The sequence below is a fragment of the Acidobacterium sp. FHG110202_01 genome (assembly GCF_059115305.1).
In genome coordinates, this window is sequence record NZ_JBZYWJ010000007.1 from 354138 (window position 1) to 376087 (window position 21950).

General features: G+C 54.1%; 14 protein-coding genes and 1 tRNA gene. 9 read left to right on the forward strand and 6 right to left on the reverse strand.

All coding sequences use genetic code 11. The features are described 5' to 3' along the window. Nucleotides 1-35: 35 nt before the first annotated feature. A complete protein-coding gene (locus AC5S16_RS16725; protein ID WP_493931239.1) occupies nt 36-845 on the reverse strand; it encodes an SDR family NAD(P)-dependent oxidoreductase in 810 nt (269 codons plus the stop codon). A 497-nt stretch (nt 846-1342) separates the two neighbouring features. Between AC5S16_RS16725 and AC5S16_RS16730 the strand changes: the two genes are divergently transcribed. From AC5S16_RS16730 to AC5S16_RS16740, 3 genes are all read left to right on the forward strand, one after another. Beyond that, nucleotides 1343-1864 carry a hypothetical protein gene (locus tag AC5S16_RS16730; RefSeq protein WP_493931240.1) on the forward strand — a complete coding sequence of 174 codons (522 nt, stop codon included), beginning with the start codon at nt 1343-1345 and terminating at the stop codon, nt 1862-1864. Nucleotides 1865-2413: 549 nt separating this feature from the next. Continuing rightward, nucleotides 2414-3577 carry a CBS domain-containing anti-phage protein gene (locus AC5S16_RS16735; protein WP_493931241.1) on the forward strand — a complete coding sequence of 388 codons (1164 nt, stop codon included), beginning with the start codon at nt 2414-2416 and terminating at the stop codon, nt 3575-3577. A gap of 549 nt (nt 3578-4126) precedes the next feature. Beyond that, a complete protein-coding gene (locus AC5S16_RS16740) occupies nt 4127-6598 on the forward strand; it encodes an ABC transporter permease (protein WP_493931242.1) in 2472 nt (823 codons plus the stop codon). Between the two features lie 6 nt (nt 6599-6604). Here AC5S16_RS16740 and AC5S16_RS16745 read toward each other — a convergent pair whose 3' ends face one another. Continuing rightward, complete coding sequence (locus AC5S16_RS16745) at nt 6605-7150, reverse strand: hypothetical protein (RefSeq protein WP_493931243.1); 546 nt, start codon at nt 7148-7150, stop codon at nt 6605-6607. Between the two features lie 312 nt (nt 7151-7462). Here AC5S16_RS16745 and AC5S16_RS16750 point away from each other — a divergent pair. Further along, nucleotides 7463-7538, forward strand: a tRNA-Ala gene (locus AC5S16_RS16750). 193 nt (nt 7539-7731) lie between these two features. Here AC5S16_RS16750 and AC5S16_RS16755 read toward each other — a convergent pair. The 4 genes from AC5S16_RS16755 to AC5S16_RS16770 form a co-directional block, all read right to left on the reverse strand. Then, nucleotides 7732-8364, reverse strand: coding sequence for a trimeric intracellular cation channel family protein (locus AC5S16_RS16755; protein ID WP_493931244.1), 633 nt, complete (start codon nt 8362-8364; stop codon nt 7732-7734). Nucleotides 8365-8625: 261 nt separating this feature from the next. Further along, the gene (locus AC5S16_RS16760) at nt 8626-10014 is read right to left on the reverse strand and encodes an L-seryl-tRNA selenium transferase (RefSeq protein WP_493931245.1); all 1389 of its coding nucleotides are present in this window, start codon (nt 10012-10014) and stop codon (nt 8626-8628) included. A gap of 28 nt (nt 10015-10042) precedes the next feature. Then, entirely contained in the window at nt 10043-10597 is a 555-nt protein-coding gene (locus AC5S16_RS16765; protein ID WP_493931246.1) for a RidA family protein, read from the reverse strand. Between the two features lie 123 nt (nt 10598-10720). Continuing rightward, nucleotides 10721-13972: a TonB-dependent receptor gene (locus tag AC5S16_RS16770; protein WP_493931247.1), complete on the reverse strand. Its 3252-nt coding sequence runs from the start codon at nt 13970-13972 to the stop codon at nt 10721-10723. Between the two features lie 463 nt (nt 13973-14435). Here AC5S16_RS16770 and AC5S16_RS16775 point away from each other — a divergent pair, with 463 nt between their 5' ends. The 5 genes from AC5S16_RS16775 (at nt 14436) to AC5S16_RS16795 (ending at nt 21514) form a co-directional block, all read left to right on the forward strand. Further along, entirely contained in the window at nt 14436-15119 is a 684-nt protein-coding gene (locus tag AC5S16_RS16775; RefSeq protein WP_493931248.1) for an ABC transporter ATP-binding protein, read from the forward strand. After that, nucleotides 15113-16357 carry an ABC transporter permease gene (locus AC5S16_RS16780; protein WP_493931249.1) on the forward strand — a complete coding sequence of 415 codons (1245 nt, stop codon included), beginning with the start codon at nt 15113-15115 and terminating at the stop codon, nt 16355-16357. Before AC5S16_RS16775 ends, AC5S16_RS16780 begins: the two co-directional genes overlap by 7 nt. A 63-nt stretch (nt 16358-16420) precedes the next feature. Next, entirely contained in the window at nt 16421-17731 is a 1311-nt protein-coding gene (locus AC5S16_RS16785) for an MFS transporter (protein ID WP_493931250.1), read from the forward strand. 106 nt (nt 17732-17837) lie between these two features. After that, nucleotides 17838-20894, forward strand: coding sequence for a sensor histidine kinase (locus AC5S16_RS16790; RefSeq protein WP_493931251.1), 3057 nt, complete (start codon nt 17838-17840; stop codon nt 20892-20894). Continuing rightward, nucleotides 20891-21514, forward strand: a complete 624-nt coding sequence (locus tag AC5S16_RS16795) for a response regulator (protein WP_493931252.1) — start codon at nt 20891-20893, stop codon at nt 21512-21514. The genes AC5S16_RS16790 and AC5S16_RS16795 overlap by 4 nt, the downstream gene beginning before the upstream one ends. Nucleotides 21515-21950 lie beyond the last annotated feature (436 nt).

The window sequence follows — 21950 nt, forward strand, 5'->3', positions numbered from 1 at the left end:
CGCGGAGGCCAGCATCTTTATCCTACCGGCTCGATTTACTTCTCCAGGCCCACGCCATAACGGGCGGCCGGGTTCTTGTGCGAGAGGTTTGGAGCAAGCGCGAGACGCGCCTTTTCATATGCCTCGAAGTCCGCGGCATTGGGCAGCGCCGGAATGGTGGCAAATTCGCCCTGATCGAGGCCCGCCAGCGAGGCGTCGACCATGTCCTCCGTGGTCATCACCCACTCTGCAGGAAGGTTATGGATGGGCACGCCGGCCTTGCCCCACAGCGGAGTTGCCGTCGCCCCAGGCAGCACCACCTGTACCGTTACTCCCTTGTCTGCCAGCTCATTCTTGAGCGAGATGCTGAAGTTCTGCACATAGGCCTTGGTGCCGCTGTAAGTACCGTTCAGCAGCTCCGGAGCAAGCGCCACAATCGAGCCGATGTTGATGATCAGACCGTTCCCGCGCGCTGCAAAACTGGAAGCGGCAGCGTATGCAAGCCGCGTAAGTGCTGTGACATTGAGCTGGATCATCTGGTCGAGATAGTTTGGGTCGGACTCGAGCAGCTTGCCCGCCGCCGCAATGCCGGCATTGTTCACCAGCGCAGTGATGGAGCTGTCAGTGGCAAGGCGATCGGCAACGCGTTTCACGTCAGCCGGAATGGTGAGGTCTGCCTGCACGGTCTCGACCTTGCGGCCCGTCGCGGACTGGACTTGCTTCGCGACATCGTTAAGCTTGTCCTGGCTGCGTGCCACGAGGATGAGGTCGTACCCGCGTTTCGCGAGTCGGTCGGCATAGACCGCGCCGATTCCCGTAGAAGCGCCGGTGATGAGGGCAGTGCCTTTGCTGGCTTGATTGGACATGATATGTCTCCTTTTCGAATGGCGCCCTTCGGGGCGGCACATCTCATAAGAGTAGACCGGTCGGTCTATAGATTCAGAAAAATCTCCGCGCCTCGGTAAGCGAGGGCAAATCTCTGTGCAAGGTTGTCATCCTGACCCTGAACAGAGTGAAGGGGAAGGATCTGCTTTCAGCGTCGATAGCCGCTACATGGATGCCCCATACTTCGCGCCGATGTTGCGCGAAATATGGGAACTGCTGTGTAGGCTCGATTGGTACTGAGAAACGCATTTTATGGGAATGGATGGGCGTGTTGTCCATATCTCCAAAAAATGGACATTGGGGTATCCAGCGGAGGGACCATGCTGCTTGCGATTCGTCCCGCTGTAATACTGCCGCACTATACTTGCTCCGATTGATTATGGAATATCTGGGAATACACTGCGCTCATCGCCTTCCATCCGTCCGGATGCGGTCTGTTGTTCTGGCAATCTGCATATGTTTGATATTCGGCTCCTGTATGGAGCGTGCTGATGGAGCAGGCGCCGATCTGAACACTCCCGCAATGAACGATCAAAGCCTGCGGGCGCTCCAGCAGGCAAATACATACGGCGCGTCGCTGTTTCATGTACAGGCTCCCGGGCCCGATTTTATGCGCCAGATGCGCATTGCCATCCCGAAGGACTATGCGGGGATGGACCAGGGAATTCGGATGGGGCTGGCGAACATTCAGCGCGACCTGCCTTACCTTTCGGGATACTTTGCCAATAAGAATCCTCAGCAGCTGGCATCGTTTGTGCAGACCTATCGCGCGAAGATTACGGCTCCAAAGGACCCGGTCGAGCAGCAGGTGCTGCTGGCGGAGGTGATGGCGTTTGTTGCGCTGACCTCCTATAAACAGCATCAGAATGGCGGTGCTGCAGGCAATGCTTACCAGCAGCAGCAAATGCAGGCGCTGAAGTACAAACAGCTGCAGAGAGCAGTGCGTTCATACTCGCCGACATGTGCGCCAGGCAGTACGGATGCCAGCTGCCATCCTTAGTGGCTGTGCGGGGAGAGCAATCCATGGTAAGCCGCCAAATCCCCGAGACAAATTTGTCATTCTGACCCTGACTCTGAGCAAGCGAGAAGAGGAAGGGGCAGAATCTGCTTTTTGCGTCGATAGCCGCACGCATGGGTGCCCCATTCTATCGCGCTGGTTCTGCGCGATAGGGTGGGAACCACAAATCTCCCATCTCCAAAGTGGACCCAGCATCTCGCAAAGATGTGGGGTTGGATTTCAAAAAAGGGTAGAAGCACCGGCCTTCAGGCCGGTGAAAAACAGCAGCAGAGAAAGGGGCTTTAGCCCCGGGTTTTTCGAAGCTTCCAGTAAAGTATCGGCTCAATAACAACCCAAATAATTCGACTTGTTATTGCGGAATCAGCATTCAGGTTTGAGCACTTTAGTCGACACAATACAACTTTCATTATTGGGCGAAAGCCGCCTTCGCACTACTAGTCGCTGACTCGATGAGTGTTGGCAATTTGGAACTAATCGCGAGGAGTGCAGTGCCTCCCAATTGTCCCGGGCCGACCATGTTATCGTGATTCCGTGAATCTTGATAACGCAATTAAATACTGGAAGCAGCGACTCACGGATGGGAAGTCTATCAACCGAGTTCGCGTTCGTCGCATTTTGGCAATGGAAGGCGCTGAACGTCGCGGTTTTGCCATAATGCGCCGCATTAGCGATAAATTCGAGGTGAATGGACTTAAAACGGTGCCGGATTTCCAATCTGTCTGGATTGATGCTCTGGTCGCGATCAAGCTAAGTAACGAGGACACGGATTCGATTAGCCTGACGGTCGGCGACAATCTTCCGAGCGGCGACTTAAATAATTCTCTGACTGATGACATAGAACAAGGTATTGATCCAGTAGATTTTTCGGAGGAGGAGGAATCAACAGCGGACAAATCGGTGGCACCCGTGGCGGAAGTGCTCAATTCTCCTGCAGGAGATGCCGGAGTCATTGAGGTAACGGTTGCACCACCGATCGATGCCGTTATCCGTATCTCCAGTGTTCCTTCCGCAAATCGCGGAGTTGTGAGCGTCCTACCCACAGAACCTCTCTCGATGGCGACTACTCTGATGAGCTTCGAAGGATACTCTCAGCTCGCCATCATGCAGGGCCAGCGAGAAGTCCGCGGGATGATTACGTGGGAATCCATCGCCAAGCATTCAATGCTCTCATCCAAACCAAGCACGGTCGCGGATTGTCGAATCGATGCTCAAGTGATCGATGCGGATGCTTCCCTCTTTGACGCATTGCCAACCATTGAAACTTACGGCTATGTTTTGGCCAGATCAAAAAACAAGATAATTACGGGAATCGTAACGGCCACAGATTTTGCCGCGGAACTCAGTACACTTTCGTATGCGTTCATGTGTCTGCGCACAATCGAAATGCTCATACGTAATAAACTCCATCCCAAAGTGACCCCTTCGGACCTCGCAAACCTCGAGGTACATTCAAAGGCGAGGTCGGAATCTGACCCTGGGCTATTGACCTTTGGAGAAAATATTAGACTATTGGAGCGCGAGGAAGTATGGAACCGGCTCGAATTAGCAATTCACAAGACGGAATTTCTAAAGAGGCTTCTCGAAATTCGCGATGTCCGAAATGAGGTAATGCACTTCGGACCTGATCCGCTAGATAGTGAACAGAAGAAGAATCTAAATCAAATGGAGCATTTCTTGCGGCAGGTCTTTGTTTGATAGTTACAAGAGTCGTTTATCGTTAGCAATTTTTCAATGGCCGCCTACACGGCAATGCACTTGTCGAGCGTATGCAGGAGTCAACGCAGACGATTTAGTCCTCGCAAACGCCGTTCGCTCCAATATGACTGCTCGCAATGTTCCCCTAAAGACCCATCCCAAAGCACTGTCAAGCCCCTCTATGCCCCTAAAATCCACCTAACCCAAACAATCCAAACCAAATACAATCCAAAAAAAGTTGGCATAGTATTACGCCCAAAATTGCTAAACTAAATATAGGAAGTAAAGAAAAGCCCGCCATGAGGCGGGCTTTCGTGCTTCTGGTGCCCTGAGCGCTGCACCCTGTATTCCGTTCCAGGGGTAACCAGAAAACAGACCCCCCGCTAAATATATGAAAACACTGGAGTAGTGCACAAGCAATAGAAGAATCAATCACTTAGCGGGGGGTAATCCCCTCGTAAGTCATTGAAAACAAACAAAACGAAGTGCTACATAGGGGGGAGGGGGGTACCAGGGAACCAGTGGCACCTCCCCTGCGTATCTGGCCCCATGGAAGCACTCAGAGGTCAGTTCCGGCAGGTTTTGCGCCGCCTGTGGCGCGCGCCTCTCTTCACCGCCATCACCCTCATCACCCTGGCCGTCGGCATCGGAGCCAATACCGCGGTCTTCAGCGTGGTCGACGGCGTGCTCCTCAAGCCCCTCCCATACCCCCACCCGGAAGAGCTGGTCGGCGTCTGGCACACCGCTCCCGGCCTCAACCTCGACGACGTCAACATGGCGCCGGCCAACTACTTCATCTACCGCGACCAGAACCGTACCTTCCGTGATATCGGTCTCTATGAAGGAGATTCGGTCAGCGTTACCGGGTCAGGGGAGCCCGAACAGGTCCTCGCACTCGACGTAACCGACGGCCTTCTGCCCGTCCTCGGCGTCGCGCCCATGCTCGGCCGCCTCTTCAACCACGCCGACGACACGCCCGGCAGCCAGGAGACCGTCATCCTGAGCTACGGCTACTGGCAGCGGAAGTTCGGCTCTGACCGTTCCGTTGTGGGCCGTACCCTCACCATCGATGGCAAGCCGCGCCAGATCATCGGCGTCATGCCCAAAAGCTTTCACTTCCTCGACTGGGAGGAGAGGGCCCTCTTCCTGCCCATCCGCCTTGACCGCAACAAGACGACGCTCGGCCAGTTCAGCTATGAGGGCATCGCTCGCCTCAAGCCCGGAGTCACCCTCAAAGCCGCCAACGCCGATGTATCCCGGATGATCCCCACTGTCTGGACGAGCTTCGCCGCACCGGAAGGCTTCAGCGTCGAGCTTTTCAAGAAGGCGCGCATGGCCCCGAAGGTGCGCCCGCTCATGCAGGACGTGGTCGGCGACGCCGACAAGCTTCTATGGATTCTGATGGGCAGCATCGGCATGGTGCTGCTCATCGCCTGCGCCAACGCAGCCAATCTGCTGCTGGTCCGTGCCGAAGGCCGCCAGCAGGAGCTTGCCATCCGCTCCGCACTGGGTGCCGGCCCCGGGCGCATCAGTGCTGATTTGCTCATCGAGAGCATTGTGATCGGACTGCTCGGCGGCATTCTCGGTCTGGCCATTGCCTACGGCGCCCTGCATCTTCTCGTCGTAGTGGCTCCATCCGGCCTGCCGCGCGTTGCCGATATCGGAATCAACCCTCTGGTGCTGGTCTTCGCGCTCGGAGTCTCGCTGCTGGCCAGCCTGCTCGCCGGCCTCATCCCTGTATTAAGGTACGCAGGCTCACACATGGGGACCGGCCTCAGGGAAGGAGGCCGCAGCTCCAGCCAGGGAAGAGAGCGCCACCGCACGCGCAACATCCTGGTGGTGATTCAGGTAGGACTGGCCTTCGTCCTGCTCATCTGCGCCGGACTGATGATCCGCACCTTCCGCGCCCTGATGCATGTCAATCCCGGATTCACTGAGCCGGCCCAGGTCCAGACCTTCCGCCTCACCATCCCGGAAGCCGAAGTCCCGGACAACGAAAAAGTAGTCCGCATGCAGCAGGCGATTATGGACAAGATCACCGCCATTCAAGGCGTCTCAAGCGTAGGGATGGCTATCTCCGTCCCCATCGACGGAGGCAGCTGGAACGACCCGGTATTCGCGCAGGACAAGAACTACGCCGACGGCGAGATGCCTCCGCTGCGCCGCTTCAAATTTGTCTCTCCCGGACTCTTCCACACCCTCGGCATCCCGCTGGTCGCCGGTCGTGATTTCACCTGGACCGACAACTACGAGCGGCTGCCGGTCGCCATCGTCTCCGAGAACTTCGCTCGTGAGTACTGGCACACTCCATCAAGCGCTCTGGGCAAACGGATTCGTGTCAGCTCGAAGGATGACTGGCGGGAAATCGTCGGCGTTGCCGGCGATATTCACGACGACGGCATGAACAAGAACGCGCCCACGATTGCCTACTGGCCTCTCTTCGTGAACCGCTTCGAGTCGGACATGGTGAAAGTGAACCGCACGCTGGTCTATGCCATCCGCACGCCGCGCGCCGGTTCTGAGGGCCTGATGAAGGAAGTGCGTCAGGCAGTGTGGTCGGTCGATTCCAACCTGCCGGTTGAGAGAATCCGCACGCTCGATTACTTCTACAACAAATCGATGTCGCGCACTTCGTTCACGCTGGTGATGCTCGCCATTGCAGGCGCCATGGCGTTGCTGCTCGGCGCAGTCGGCCTCTATGGCGTGATCGCTTACTCGGTTTCGCAGCGGACAAGAGAGATTGGCATCCGCATCGCCCTGGGCGCGCAGCGGAAAGACATCACCGGCATGTTCGTGCGGCAGGGGCTGATTCTGACCGGAATCGGCATGGCATGCGGGCTGGTTGTGGCGCTGGCAGCGACGCGCCTGCTGACGTCGCTGCTCTTCCACGTCAGCGCAGCCGACCCCGTCACATACATCGCCGTATGCTTCGGACTGGCCGCAGCCGCGGCGCTTGCGAGCTATGTGCCCTCGCGCCGCACCGCTGCGGTTGATCCAGTGGAAGCGCTCCGTGCCGAATAGTCTTGCCTAGTGCGGCTGTTGTTGCGGTTGCTGCTGATTCGTCGGCTGCTGCTGCGGTTGATTCGTATTAGCCGGAGTTGCCGGCTTCTTTTTGCGATGAGGTGTAGTTGTCGACCTGGCCGGACCATTGTCCACGACTACAGGCTTCGCAGGAGGAGGCGGTGTCGAAGCTGCTTTCTGGAGCGCGGTCTGCAGCGAAACGACCCGGGTCTCTGTATTCTTCGAGCTGGAAACAATCGAATCACCGAGCTGCGCGCGCGCCGACTCCAGCTGGTTCAGCGCAGAAAGGATGTTTGTCGCTTCGTTCTCTGGAGCAGCAAGGTTTGCCGTCTGAGAAACACGCAGCAGCACATCGTAGAGCGCGTCGATGTTCCGGTAAACCGGAAAAGTCGCCGAAACGAGTCCCGTATTAGCATCAGCCTGGCTGAGCAGACCGGGCAGGGTGGAATTCAGATCGCGCTGGATCGAGTCCGCATTCTGCTGCGTCGCCGCTTTAACTTCATTCGGAGCTTTCCAGCGTGCAATGTTCAGACTGCCGACGGCCTGGCTCACCTGGCTGAGTGCAGGATGCAGGATGTCGGAGGGTTTGGGTGCGGGCGGTGCAGTCTGAGTGGGAGTCTGTGCTGCAGGTGCTGCTGTCTGACAATTCGCAACTGGTACAGATGCTAAGGAAACGGCAAGCAATCCTATACAGGATGCACGCCCCAAAAAGCAACGTTCAAAAAAGGGCATATAAGTTCCCGATGCGAGGTGATTTAGCTGGGTTGCAGGATTTTAACAAAATAGCGTAAGTGAAGTGAATTTCCACGAAGGTTTGACGAAACTCGCGCTGTAAAAGACAATAAAAGAAGTCCTCATTTAAGTGGGCCTGTGGCGCAGCTGGGAGCGCGCTTCCATGGCATGGAAGAGGTCATCGGTTCGATCCCGATCAGGTCCACCAAAAGTCCTTCAATATAACTCGTTATAACTCGTTGAGATTCGAACTTCCGGAGACGGGGGTGCCAGGAATATATGCATCTTCGGGTGCATAGCAGTTACCTGGATCCGCCGCATAGCAAACGAGTGCATTATCGAGGTGAGTGGAAATAGTATGACTGTATCCAGTTCGCTTCTAAAATAGGTCGACTGTCAAGCTAATGGTTCATGACTCGCGGCAGATTCCAGTGCCTCCATACGGCTACCATACGCAGAAAGAAGCATGCTGCAATTCCAGCCGGGGTCGCAAAGGCAGGGCGAGTCTTCAATTCAAGAGCTAGAACCATAACGGCAGCGCCGGCCAGCGCTGCTGCTGCATACACGTCGGCGCGGAGAACGTTAGGGACTTGCGCCAGCAGCACGTCGCGCATTGTACCCCCGCCTACCCCTGTAACGCCTCCCATAAGGATGGCTAAGAATGGGTGAATGCCGAAATCGAGCGCTTTAGCTGCCCCGGCAACAGCAAAGAGGGCGAGTCCTGCAGCATCGAGAGTGATTAACACTGATGGCGAGAAGTGGCTGACTATGCTTGCCTGAAAGAAGACGAGCGCCGCCCCGGCGAATGCCGTGATCGGATAGCGCCAGTCCCGGATAGAGTTAGGTGGGACCGCGCCAATCAGCACATCGCGGATGATTCCGCCGCCGAGAGCCGTGACAAAAGCCAGCACCATAAGTCCCAGAATGTCGAGACTGGCCTGGGTCGCAGTCATAGCACCTTCTACTGCAAAAACAAAGGTACCAACCAGATCAATCGCTAATAACAATGTGGCCGAATGGAATTTGATAGGCACGTGTCTATGCTTCGAGTTCTGTTGTACCAGAAGATGAATCTTTTGAGATGTAGATTTCTCAGCTTTGCCATTGATCGGTCAGGAGCTTGTAACTCTAGCCCGCCCGTCTGGTTGAATCACTATCACAATCAAACAAACCAGGACTGAAGCAGATTGATGAACTCGTTGCGTTGAAATATTGCGGATAGTTTGTGTCGTAGCGTTGAGGGGTGTGGCTTTGTTCCCCAGCTACCCATCAAGAAATTGACTGTAAGGAGAAGTCTAGGCATTCTTAGCTGCGCTAAAAATCTCAGTGAGGCGTTCCGCAATCAGCTTCTCTTCGCCATCCTTGAGTTGCCAGACGGCAAAGCCAAATGTGTGCGGATCTTTCGCCTCTCGATTATGGCCTCCGCGGGGAGTGTCAGCCGGTTTTTCGGGATCGCGCCCGCGCATTCCACCTACGCCAGCTCCCATACTGCCGATCCCGATAGGTTGCGTATTAGCTAGCTGCTGCATGACTTCTGCTGCGGTAATTGGGAGCTTGGAGGGATCGATCTGCCAGCTGTAGTGGGGCGTCACATTACCCAATGCCTGAGGATTAAATTCCCGTGGGCGAGCAGTAACGCCGAACTTTTCAACCGCATTCGTGATGACCTGTGCTCGCTCATCATACATTTTCAGCGTTGCGTCGTAATCCTGATTGACGAAAATCTCAAGAGCTTTAAGCATGCCGAAGATGGTTTCCTTGCCGACCTTGCAGCAGCGTCCAATGCGGTCTTCCTGCGGGCTCATATTGAGCAATGCATAGTGAATCAGATCTTCTTTGCCGATCAGGATGCCTGCTGCCTGAGGGCCGCAGACGGCTTTGCCGCCACTGAAAGTGACCAGGTCGAAGCCCATTTGCGGATATGTCCAGAGGCGTTCTACCGGAGGCACATCTGCGGAAGCATCATTGAATGTATAGAGGTTATGTTCCCTCGCTATGGCTATGGTTTCAGGGCCACTGACCTTGCCTTTGTCGGACAGGATATTGGTGAAGTGGATTGCTATTGTTTTTGGATTGATCGCGGCGATCATCTCTTCCCGAGTTTCCACTTCAACCAGTTTTGCGCCGGTCTGACGAATCTGATGGTCGAAGGGATAGCGATGGCTTTTCTGGATAATGACTTCGTTGCGCGGGAACTTGCTTACATCAGGAATATCTCTCATGCGGGGCTCGAGATCCTCGGTCATCATGCCGGAGTAACCTACGACAAGAGCCGCAGCAGCACCTGCTGTCACCAGGCCGGTATATCCTGAGGGTGATTTACACAGCTTCGCGATGAACTTTCCCGCGGCAATTTCCAACTCATCGATCATGACGAAGTGTTCGTTGCCCATGCGGATGAGCTCCATGACCTCCGGCTTCATCAACGATCCGCCCATGACGGTGATGGTGCCATTGATATTGACGAGAGGTTTCACTCCGAGTTCGGCATAAACATCGCCAGTGGAGCCAAGACCAGTGGTAATGGGCACAATGGGGCTGCCGTCGAGGGAAGGGGCAGCCGCTTTTGCCTTTTTGCTGAAGAGGCCCAACGCGTTCAATTTTGCAGGAGCAAGCAAGCTGCCTCCGGTGAGGCCCAGCATGGATAGGAATGATCTGCGATTCCAACGAGATTTCAAGTTCATGCGTTGCTCCTTATTTCGAGACTTCGAGTTATTCGCCTGCGGAAGACGAAGATGGATTGACAACCAGAGCGCTGCCGACGATTTCGATCAAAGAGTCGCCGGGAATCCATTCCAGGGCCATGCAGGCGCGAGACGGCGCCTTTCCGGGACTGAAATATGTACCATAAATTTTATTCAATGTATCGTACTGTGCTTTGTGGGCGTCAAATCGTGCATTGCCCATTGGCATTGGGACGCCATCGGCCAGAGGCAGACAGAGAAAGACCTGCAGATGGATGATGCTGTCCATAGTGCAGCCGGCGCGCTCGACTGACTTCTTCAGCGCATCCATCGTGCGGGTTACATGTTTTTCAAAAGGATCGGTTACGAAGACATGGTCGTCCTTGGGATAACCATCGTTCGAGCCTGTGCCTGAGAAGTAGTAGATGCCGTCGTGCACATGATTGGTGCGCTGAGGCCTGTCCTTGGGCTGCGTCGGCGGAGGAGCCTGAGCCTGCTGCGCAAGAAGCTTCGGCATGCCCGGTAGGGCAGCTGCCAGGGTGATGATCCTGCCGAAAAAACTGCGTCGGGTACTGATCTCCATGGAAGCTCTCCTTTAATGATCTCACTACGGGTAATACTTCATTGACTTGTGGCGCACAGACGCTTTCAGCCCCCGAGAGTTATATGGGGCTGAAAGCCTGCTGATGGATACATCATTTGCCGGTTAGAAGTTGATCTTGCCGGCAAATTGAAGAGTACGGGATCCAGTGCCTGTGATTGTTCCGAAGCTCGATGATCCGAAGGTCGAGTTCGGATTATTGAGGTTGGCGTGGTTGAAGACGTTGAAGGCTTCTGCGCGGAACTGAAAGGCAACGTCTTCCCATAGCTTGAAGCTTTTGAAGAGAGAAGCGCTGTTCTGGGCAACCTGTCTCGGCCCATAGATATCGTTGCGGTGCACGTTTCCGTAGGTGGAGTTGAGAGCCGGCAGGGAATACGCTGTGCTGTCAAGGCAGGAAGCCGCGAGCCCGTGCGAGAACAGAAAGCCCTTCGTGCAGGTGCTTCTTCCAGCATGTACAAAGTTGGGTCGCTGCGGTGATCCGGGCACGCCGACGTTCAGCCGGTCACCGGAATAAGTTACGTTGACGGGAGTGCCGGTACGGAGATCGAGGATGGCGTTCATCTGCCAGCCGTTCAGCGCTCCCGAAACAAGAGCGTTATGGATAGTGAACTTAGGCAGTTCATAGGCAAGGGTCGCAACGAACCTGTTGCGGACATCACTGTTTGAGTTGCCGTAATCCATCTTAAGATGCCCCTGCCACATGGCGCTGCCGCCATCATTGGAGCTATCCGAAGTATCTAACGCATGTGCCCAGGTATAGCTGGCGGTTCCCGTAAGGCCGTGATTCAAGCGCTGGCGGAGAATGACCGTTAGTCCGTTATATGTGGCGATGCCGTTATTTTCAATACGGCGAATCTGACCGAAGAGTTGATTTGGCCGGCGCGCGTTCACAGACAAAGACTGGTTGCCTACGCCGGGTTCAGGCTGGTTGTCGTAGTAACTTTCATCTAAATGGATGGTATGCGATCCCAGGTATTGAAGTTCAAAGCCCGCATTCTTCCAGACTTCCTGACCCACATCCAGATTCCATTGATACATGGTTGCCGGAGGCAGGTGAGGATTCTCAGTGAAAGCACTCACATAGGTTCCGGGAGTCCCGGCAACCGGGGAAACAGCGCCCGCTCCGGGAGTGGGATTGGAGAACGTCACGTTGGGCACATTGCCAACTGCAGGAGATACTCCGCTGTAAGAAACAGATGCAGAATAGGGATAGTTTGTGGAAGACAGGGTATAGGAATTCAGGTGGTTCGCATTGTAGTAAATGCCGCCTCCGCCGCGGACAACTGTTTTGTCAGTTGCTCGATAAGCGAATCCGAGACGCGGCGCAATATCGGTGTGGTTGGGATCAGTGAATGCGAACCCTGGAAAATCCTGCGCATTTTGGGCATTGGTGCCGCCCTGAGCAGGGAAGAGCGCCGTCTCCGTCGGATTCAGCTTGCGTCCAACTCCGTTGAGGCTCTTGGCAACCTGCGGCAGTTCGTAACGAACGCCATATTGCAGTGTGAGCTTCTGCGACACCTGCCAGTTGTCCTGGACGAAAAAGCCGTCGCGGAACTGATAGATTTCACCTTTGACCTGGAAGTACGGTGTGATGTCGGAGATCGCATCACCGAGGAAGAAGTCTGCTGCTGCATCGTTGGTATATTGTCCGCTGAACGTAAAAGTTCCACGCGGTCCGTTTTGCGCGGCCCGGCCAATGGATAATCTGCGGAAACTGACGCCGGCTGTAATCGTATGGCGGTTTCTGGTCCAGGAGAACTGGTCATAGGCGGTCAAAGTGCGATCGTCCTGTAGCCAGTTCGTGCCATCTTCGCCGGCTGTGCCTTGATAGTTGGTGATATTGATCGTGGGCAGACCTGGATTGTTATTGTCCACGTCTGCCGTAAAGCCGGGAATTCCCAGCGATGAACCGGCATCCTTGATGCCATTCTGAGCAAAGTAATTAAAGAAGTTCGTGCTCACAGTATTGAAGCCGAGCCGAAGATCGTTGACCATGCTCGATGAGAGTATGTGCGTATACCCAAAAACGCCGTTGCGGAAAATGTTAGGGCTGTAAGAGTTGCTGGAAGGGTTGATCGCGCCGCTGACGCTGTTCATTTTTTGCCAGGAGAAGCGGCCAAAGAGCCGAATCTGTTCGGTGGGGTTGTAGTCCACGCGGTCGAGGGTTGAATTGTACGTCAGATCGGCGGGCACGTTGCCCACAAAGTTATTTGCAAGAAAAGTGTTGACAGTCGGCAGCGCCAGATACTGCATGACTTTCTGTGCCTGAGGCGATGGCGTATATCCTGCAAGATCGAGACGATTACCGGGAATTGGTTGCCGTGTTGTCGGGTCGACAAGCTGGATCGGATTCGCTCCGGCAAAACCAGGAATCAGGAGCTCCGAGAAGTCGCCGGTGCGTTCCTTTGCTGTAAGGACCTGACCCTGCATGAGCGAGGCATTGCTCTGGCGGATTCCTTCGTAGGAACCAAGAAAGAAAGCTTTATTCCTGACAATCGGACCTGTAACCATGCCGCCAAACTGGTTGAAGCGGACTTGGCTCTTAGGCGTTGATGGCAGAGAGCCGAAGGGGCGGGAATTGAGCGCGTCGTTTTGCAGGTAATCGTAGACGGTCCCATGAAATTGGTTGCCGCCGGTTTTCGTAACCATGTTGATATGGACGCCTATGTAATCACCGTACTGTGCGGTGTAGTTGCCATTCTGCGTCTGAACCGAATCGAGCGCATCAGGGTTAGGAGTCAAGGCGGCGGTTGAGGTCAGATTGTTGACCACTGATATACCATCCAGCGAAATGCTGTTGTTGACGTTGCGAGTGCCTGCGCCGCTTGCCCGGTTGCCGGGAGGAACTCCAGTAAGCGCGGTGCCGCTGATGACGATGTTCGAAGTCGTTGCTGCGAGAAAGAGTGCCTGGCGGCCATTCAGCGGCAGATCATGCACCTGCTTGGATTCGATCGTCTCACCGAGAAGCGCGTCATCAGTTGAGATCGCGGGCGTATTTGCCGAAACACTGACTTCGGAAACAAGCGAGCCTACTTTCAGAACAACATCCGTGCGGGCGGAAGCGTTAATTGTAACGTTCACACCTTGAGCAGTAGTTTTCGAAAAGCCGGATGCCTCTACTGTCAGGTTGTACGTCCCCGGGTTCACGTACGGAATCGAATAATATCCTTCCGCATTGGTCGTGCCGGTGTAGTCGACCTTAGTCTCGACATTGGTGCCGGTAACTTTCGCGTTCGGCACCACATTGCCGCCTTGATCGGTAATGGTCCCGACTAGAGCAGTGTTATTGGCTATCTGAGCATAGAGCATCGAGGAACTACATAGCAGCAGTAGACCGGAGATAAGGAATCTTTTCACGGTGGGCTCCTGGAAATCCTGGAGTTGTCAAAAGCAGGATGTGCGGCTAGAAGTTAACAAGCGCACGTAGGCCGGACGCGTTCATAGTGCGTGCTTTTACCGTTTTTTCCTGCTAAAGAAAACGCCATTACAGTCTGAATAATTTATGGAGAGGATTGAATAACAGAGAATCTCGCCTGTCATCAGGCTGTAATACGGGATTTATGCAGGACAAATGACCTAGAAGCAGGTTTCGTTTTCTTTGGACTTCTTTATAACTACGAGGAGTTTCCTGGACCTAGGTTATTTGACCTATATTTCAGAGAGACAGCGGGCTGATGACAACAGGTCCACCCATCTCTAATTTTGAGTTTTCAGTATCCGGTGAAATAAGGCGGAACGTATCTCAAGGGAGATGGGCGATGCGGTCTGATGTCTTACGGCTGCGACGAAAGGTCTCGTCAAACTTTACGTGGAGCAATGATTGCCAGCGGTTCATTTGCAGGGCGTGACATTTTCTTACAACCAGAGTCCTCCACTTCTCCAGATCGATGAACTGCAAATCGACGAAGGAGAGCGGGTCTTTCTTCATGGCCCCAGCGGAAGCGGCAAGACGACCCTGCTGGAACTCGTCGCCGGAGTTCTGCGAGCGGATGGAGGGAATATCCGGGTTCTGGGCAGGAACATGAGCCGATTATCTGCTTCTGCAAGAGACCGTCTTCGAGGCGCGGAGATGGGATATCTTTTTCAAGGCTGCAATCTGATTCCTTATCTCTCCGTTCGTGAAAATATCGCACTTCCTTGCTATGTACACGCGAAGCGGATGAAGCGGATTACCGCATCCACGCTTGACGGAGAGATTTCGCGCATTGCCGGACGGCTTGATATGGAAAGTTTTCTGCACAAGCCGGTGACAAGGCTGACCATGGGGCAGCAGCAGCTGGTTGCCGTGGCTCGTGCTGTGATTGGTGCGCCTCATCTGGTTATCGCGGATGAGCCGGCCTCTTCTCTCGATCATGATCGACAAGAGAGCTTTCTTCGCCTTCTGGTAGAAGTTTGCGATGAGGCGCGATCCACGCTGATCTTTGCCAGTCACGATACTTTGCTGACGTCAACTTTTGGACGCCATATATCCGTAGCCGAGATCAATCAGGCGGTCTTATGCTAGTCCTGTTGCGGCTGGCTTTTCTCTCCTTGAAGAGCCGAAAAACAGCAACGATCCTCACTGTCTTTTCCATTGCATTGAGCGTGCTGCTGCTCACTGGAATAGATCGGGTTCGCCAGGCTGCGCAGCAGGGCTTTGCCTGCACGCTTAGCCAGACGGATCTTGTAGTAGGAGCGCGCGGAGGCTCACTGCCTCTGCTACTGTATGCTGTTTTTCATGCAGGTGTCCTTACTAATGATTTGTCTTTTGCCTCCTATGAACATTTCCGCGATCACCCCGCGGTTCAATGGACCATTCCGTTTTCCATGGCTGGAAGTCACCATGGCTATCGTGTAATGGCTACAGATGGCAATTTCTATGAACACTACCGTTATCACCACGATCGAGCAATTGAGTTTGCCGGCGGCTCACGTCCTGAGGGCATCTTTGATGCTGCGATTGGGAGCGAAGTAGCAAAGCGTCTCGGCTATCACGTTGGCTCAAAAATTATTTTCAGTTATGACCTAAAGGGAATCAGTTCGCGGGAAGGTGCCGGCAGACCTTTTACCGTCACAGGTATCCTGGCGCGTACAGAAACGCCCGTAGACCGGGCCGTCTACATCACTTTGTATGGCAATCAGGCAATGCATCTGGAGCCAACGGACAGCACTCAGATCACACCGGCGGCGATCCGCAAGGAAGATCTGCATATCAAGAACATCGGTGCGTTCCTGATTCGTACGCGGTCCCAGGTGGATACTCAGCAACTGCAGCGAGAGGTCAATGCCTATCTCCAGGAGCCTTTGACAGCAATCATTCCGGCCAGAACACTGCAGGAATTGTGGGGGCTGCTTGGCTATGCTGATATGGCTCTCTCTGTCGTGAGTGGAGCGGTACTGGTTGTTGGACTGCTGGCGCTGCTGATTACACTTTATGCAGCATTGAACGAGCGCAGGCGCGAAGTTGCCATCCTTCGTGCCAACGGATTTCATGTCTGGCAGATTTTTATCTTATTTGTGCTGGAGTCAACACTTATCAGCGTGGCGGGAGCCGCACTGGGTCTTGCAGCAGCATTTGGATTGCTCTGGGTTGTTCGTGCTCCTATCGAGATGCGCTTTGGAATCCCTCTGGCGATGGTGGGTTTTTCATGGCGAGTGTCCTTGTATGCCTGCATGGTAGTACTGGCAGGAACGCTTCTGGGATGCCTGCCGGCGAATCGCGCTTATCGAAATGGCCTGATTGATGGCCTGAATGCACAGTAAGAAATAACTTGCTGTATCGAATTGTGATTTCGGGAAGCGGTGTCGTTTTCCCACGGAGGATAGATGTCTTCTGAGTCTCGTACGCAGGTACGTTTTTTTCTCTCGTTCCTGCTCTTCGTTCTTAGTGGTGTTGCCTTTTTGGATCGTACAAATATCTCGATCGCGGGGCTGCAAATCAGTTCGGAGTATGGGCTGGGGAACCAGCACCTCGGCTGGATTTTTTCTGCTTTTCTTGTCGGTTATGCCGGATTCCAGATACCAGCCGGATGGCTCGCCGCTCGTTTTGGTCCCAGGCGTGTACTGGCACTTGGTGTTTTGTGGTGGGGAGCAGTTACAGAACTTACCGCACTGCTGCCTGCCGATATGTCGCATGCGGTTGCAGTCCTGATTGCGATCCGTTTCGCCCTTGGCGCAGGTGAATCGATTGTATATCCGGGTGCAAACCAGTTTGTTGCGCGCTGGATTCCACAGCAGGAGCGCGGCTTCGTGAACGGGCTGATCTTTGCCGGCGTAGGCGCAGGAAGTGGCCTTACTCCTCCGCTCCTGACGTGGCTCATCACAAACCATGGATGGCGGGCCGCATTCTGGTTCAGTGCCATCATTGGGTGTCTTGCTGGAGTCGTATGGTGGTACGCATCAAGAGACACGCCGGAAGAGCATCCGGCTGTATCCGCTTCAGAGCTGCAAAAGATTCAAAGCGGCCTTGAAGCTTACCAGGTGCATGCGACGCCGGCACAGGCTGGTGATCGAAAAACGGATAAAGCGGGTATTTCCTGGAGCGCAATTTTCCACCGGCGCGACCTTGCTGCCCTGATGGTTGGATATTTCGGATTCGGATATATAGCCTGGATTTTTTTCAGCTGGTTCTTTCTCTATATGGCACAGGTACGCGGATTCGATCTCAAAGCAAGCGCGCGTTATTCTATGTTGCCATTTCTCTCTATGACAGTATTCTGTCTTGCCGGTGGGGCATTGAGCGACCGCCTCACGAAACGGTATGGCCTTCGGGTGGGAAGATGTGTGCTTGCCTCTGTAGCTCTTTTCCTGACCGCCATCTTTCTCATTTTCGGCTCGCAAGTCCATAGCCCCAGCCTTGCAGGTCTGATCCTGGCAGGAGGCGCGGGGATGTTGTATCTTTCGCAGAGCTCGTTTTTTTCCGTTTCGGTTGATATTGCAGGGCGTAGCTCCGGCGTTTTTTCCAGCATTGTGAATATGGGTGGGCAGATTGGTGGGGCTGTGACGGCCTCCCTCACGCCATGGATTGCACAGAAATTCGGCTGGACCAGTTCATTCGGAGCTGCGGCTGCGCTTGCTTTAATCGGCGCTCTCTGTTGGCTGGTTGTCCATCCCGAACGTCCTTTGGAGGTAACGTAGTAGGCAAGAGAGCATCGACAAACTTAATGCGGCCGATAAGTGCTTTTTAGGTATTCTTTACAACTCCTGCCTGTTTGTGATGCCGTAATGAATATCCACTCATGGCATGACTTATTCTGCCCGATGTCCGCTCAAGTTTGGCTGCCTGCGTTCTGGAAAGCTCTTTGTGTTGCTGGGGCTGTTTGCAGCCCTGTGTGCCGCGGCAAACGAGGCGCTTGCACAGACGAGCTTCCGGCTTTCTGAATATCAGAAACAATACTGGCAGGTCGAAGATGGCCTGCCTGCAAATAGCATTCGCATGATCGCACAGCAGCCTGGAGGCCCTCTGCTGCTTGCGACTGCTTTAGGCTTGACCACCTTCGATGGCCTGCATTTCCAAAGCTTCGTCATCCCGGGAGAAACAGATGGAGAGGCCGTTAATGCAGTGCTGATCGGGCGCGACGGCAATCTCTGGATCGGCACAGATGGGCGCGGCGTGTTGCAATACAGCGGCTCAGGCACTCCGAACAATATCAGCGAGCTTGCCGGCCACATGAACGAGCGGGTGCGGATGCTTTACCAGGATTCCGCGGGGGCGCTCTGGATCGCTACGCAGAATGGTGTCGAGCGCTATCACGATGGACATTTGGATACCTTTGAGGAAGCCGGCATGATTTCCGGCGACATCATCGCTCCCTTTGCCGAAGATAATCGCGGCGGCATTTTCTTTATCACATCTAATGGGCTCTTCGATTTAAGAGACGACAAGACAAAGCCATATGTGTTGCATGATGCCGCATCAGAAAAGCCAGTGGCTGTCTACCGTGATCCTCAACATCGCCTCTGGGTGGGGACAGGGAACCGCGTCATCCAGCTGGTGCCTCGTCCAGAAGGAACAGGATATGACGAAGTTGTTGCTGCCCATATTCAGAGCCCGGTCACGGTGTTTCTGGGCGATGCCCAGGGGAATCTCTGGGTAGGTACGCGCCATAGCGGCATTGTGCGAATCGGCAAAGATGGCGTAGCATCCTGGTCCTCGCGCAATGGTCTGCCTGACGATACGGTCCGCTCGCTGTTCATCGATAACGAACAGAATCTCTGGGTAGGTACGTTTGCTGGAGGACTCAGCCGATGGCGCAAGGCGGCATTCGCTCCGTATGGAGAAGCCGAAGGATTTCCCGCTACTTATGTTGGGGCTGTGTTCTCAGACAGTCATAACAATTTATGGCTCGGTACATGGGATAAGGGGCTTTACCGCATTCATGATGGAAAGCTCATTGATATGACGCCTCCCGGTATGCCGTTGGCAACACATATTCGCGCATTCGCAGAGAACCAACACAGGCAGCTTTGGATTGGTACGTGGTTCAACGGTATCTATCAGTATGACGGGCACGCCTTCCAGCACTATCTTCTCGGCACGGAGTCTCCGGGCAATGCGATCAGCTCGCTTCTCGTAGACCACAATGCAGGCCTGTGGGTCGGGACATACAATGGCCTTCTCTATTTCACTCGCGGTGAGCCAACAGGTCCACGATCACTGTTTCTCGATGCGAAGCTGATCACCTCCATGCTGGAAGACACAGATGGTTCCATGTTGGTAGGCACAAGCAGCGGTCTTTTCCGCATACGCGATGGTCATTCTTCTCCTATTACCGATCTTCCCAATCCGCATGTGCTTTCACTCACAAAAGACAGTCTCGGATATATATGGATTGGTACAAAGGCTGGCGGCCTGGCAGTTTTACGACGAGACCAGGCGGAGCCGTTAAGCGCCGGAAGCGAATTGCCTGCTCTACCGGTTTACAGCGCGATTGAAGACAGTAATGGATATTTGTGGCTGGGAACATCACGCGGCGTCGTGCGCGTTGCTGTCTCTACGCTTCACACAGTAGCCGACAGGAGAGAGCCATATCTTGCTCCGATTCTATTCAGGCGCGACGATGGCATGCCGTCCAGCGAATGTAGCGGTCCATCGCAGCCAGGCTCCGCCCGTACCGCCGATGGAACGCTTTGGTTTGCTACGACCAAGGGTTTTACGCATACGACAAGCGCTGTCAATGCTCCGCTTTCTGCGCATCCCATCATGCCCACTCTTGCATGGACATTTGCTGACGATCTGAATCCGGAGCACGTGCATAGCGGAAGCAGAATCGAAGTCGAGGCCGGCCAATCCGATGTGACGTTTCTTTTTAATGCGATCCACTTGTCGAATCCTTCGCAAATTGAGTTCCGGTATCGTCTGAATGGCTATGACGCAGGCTGGACGACGACACATGCGCGCATCGCGCGATATCGTCATTTGCCTCCGGGGAAGTACAGCTTTGAAGTGCAGGGGCGAAACAGCGGTGAGGCGTGGGGAGCTACAACGGCTTCCATCCCCGTGGTGCATAGAGGCCATTTCTATCAGACGTGGTATTTTTATCTCGCATTGCTGTTGCTGGCTGCCGCGATGGGAGTGCAGTTTTTCCGCCAACGTATGCAAATGGTTAAAGGGGAGATCGGCGTTGTCATTGAAGAACGCAACCGGATTGCGCGGGAGTGCCACGATACATTGATGGCGGGGTTCGCTGCCATTTCGTGGCAGCTTGAAGCGACCGCGAAACTTTTCCGCGACAGCGCTCTGGTTGATACCCCTGCCGCAAAATCCTGCGAGCTTGTGCGCAGTATGGTTGCCCATTGCCAGGCTGAAGCACGGCGGATTATCTGGGATCTGCGCGATACAGGATATATGACCAATATCCTTTCCCATGCCCTCTCGCATTCACTGCACTCGCAGGGTACGGGGGATTCGCCTGTGATTACGTTCCGAGTGGAGGGCGATGAGGTACCTCTGGCGCCTGCGTATGTACATCACCTGGTATGCATAGGACAGGAAGCTGTCTCGAATGCGATGCGTCATGCATCTCCTTCGCACATTGCCGTTCATTTATGTTACGAGATGAATTCTCTCAACCTCACCATCCGCGACGATGGCAGCGGGTTCCGTGGCGATTCGTTGAAGGTTGGACACTTCGGGATCCCGGTTATGGAAGAGCGGGCTAGGAAAGTGGGTGGTGTGCTGCGGCTGCATAGCTCGCACGATGAGGGAACGGAAGTATCGGTGAATGTGTCGTTCAATACTCTACAGGACGTTACACGACAACAGTTGCAGCAATATGTGACTCCCTGGATCGGTGTATGAAAGAAATTCGCGTTCTTCTAATCGAGGACCATTTCCTGGCGAGGATGGCTCTGCATTCTGTTTTGTCAGGCCATTCGCAGATTCGAGTTGTCGGTGAAGCATCGGACGCCGAAGAAGGGCTTATGCTGTATCGGTCGCTTCAGCCCGATGTGGTTGTGCTCGATTTAAGACTGCCTCGCATGAGCGGCTTTGAGCTGATCACAAAGCTTCGCGAGGAATATTCCAGAGCGCGCATCGTAGTTCTTTCCAACTATCAGGGAAGTGAAGATATCTATCGTGCCATTCGCTTTGGGGCGATGGCATACCTGACGAAGGATGCCAGCGGTGAAGAGCTGGTGAATGCGATTCAAAGCGTGGACCGCGGCCTTCGCTATCTTCCGCGCATTGCCCTCGACCGGCTGGCAGAACGTGTTCCGGCAGTTGATTTAACACCGCGCGAATCCGAAGTGCTGGCGTGTATCGCGCAGGGATTGTCGAATCGCGAAATTGCCGACGAACTGCACATCGCAGAAAAGACGGTGCGGATTCATGTTTCTTCCGTACTCGATAAAATGGGAGCGCGCGATCGTACTCAGGCTACAATCTATGCCCTTCAGCGGGGACTCGTTCATTTGGATTGAGTCTCATGCCGGCGATGTTCTAAGCATTAGTAAATGTTATCTTCTAACGCTCCACAACCTTTGGCCCATCAATGTGGGAATCCCAATCAATATGTTTCCGGACTGTTTTCTCGATTGTTTCTCGCAGTGTTTTTTTTCACTTTCCTTTTGTTTGAGATAACACTATGTCAAGATGACATTATGATTTAAGAAAGAAGCACATGCTGGGCTCGGTCAAGATCACGGCTTGCGTTCGAGCTCTGGAATTCGCATTTAAGTGTTTAGAACTAGGGACCAGGTTGACGATCGAATCTTCTGATTCTCGATCATAGACATGGATCATTGTTCGACATCCCCGTTCTTTGAAACGTTTTCCTGAAAAGAAATTCCGAAGAGGGTTAGCGCCAATCGATCTCTCGAAAGATTTTGTTTTTGGGAGATGTAACCGTTAACAGGC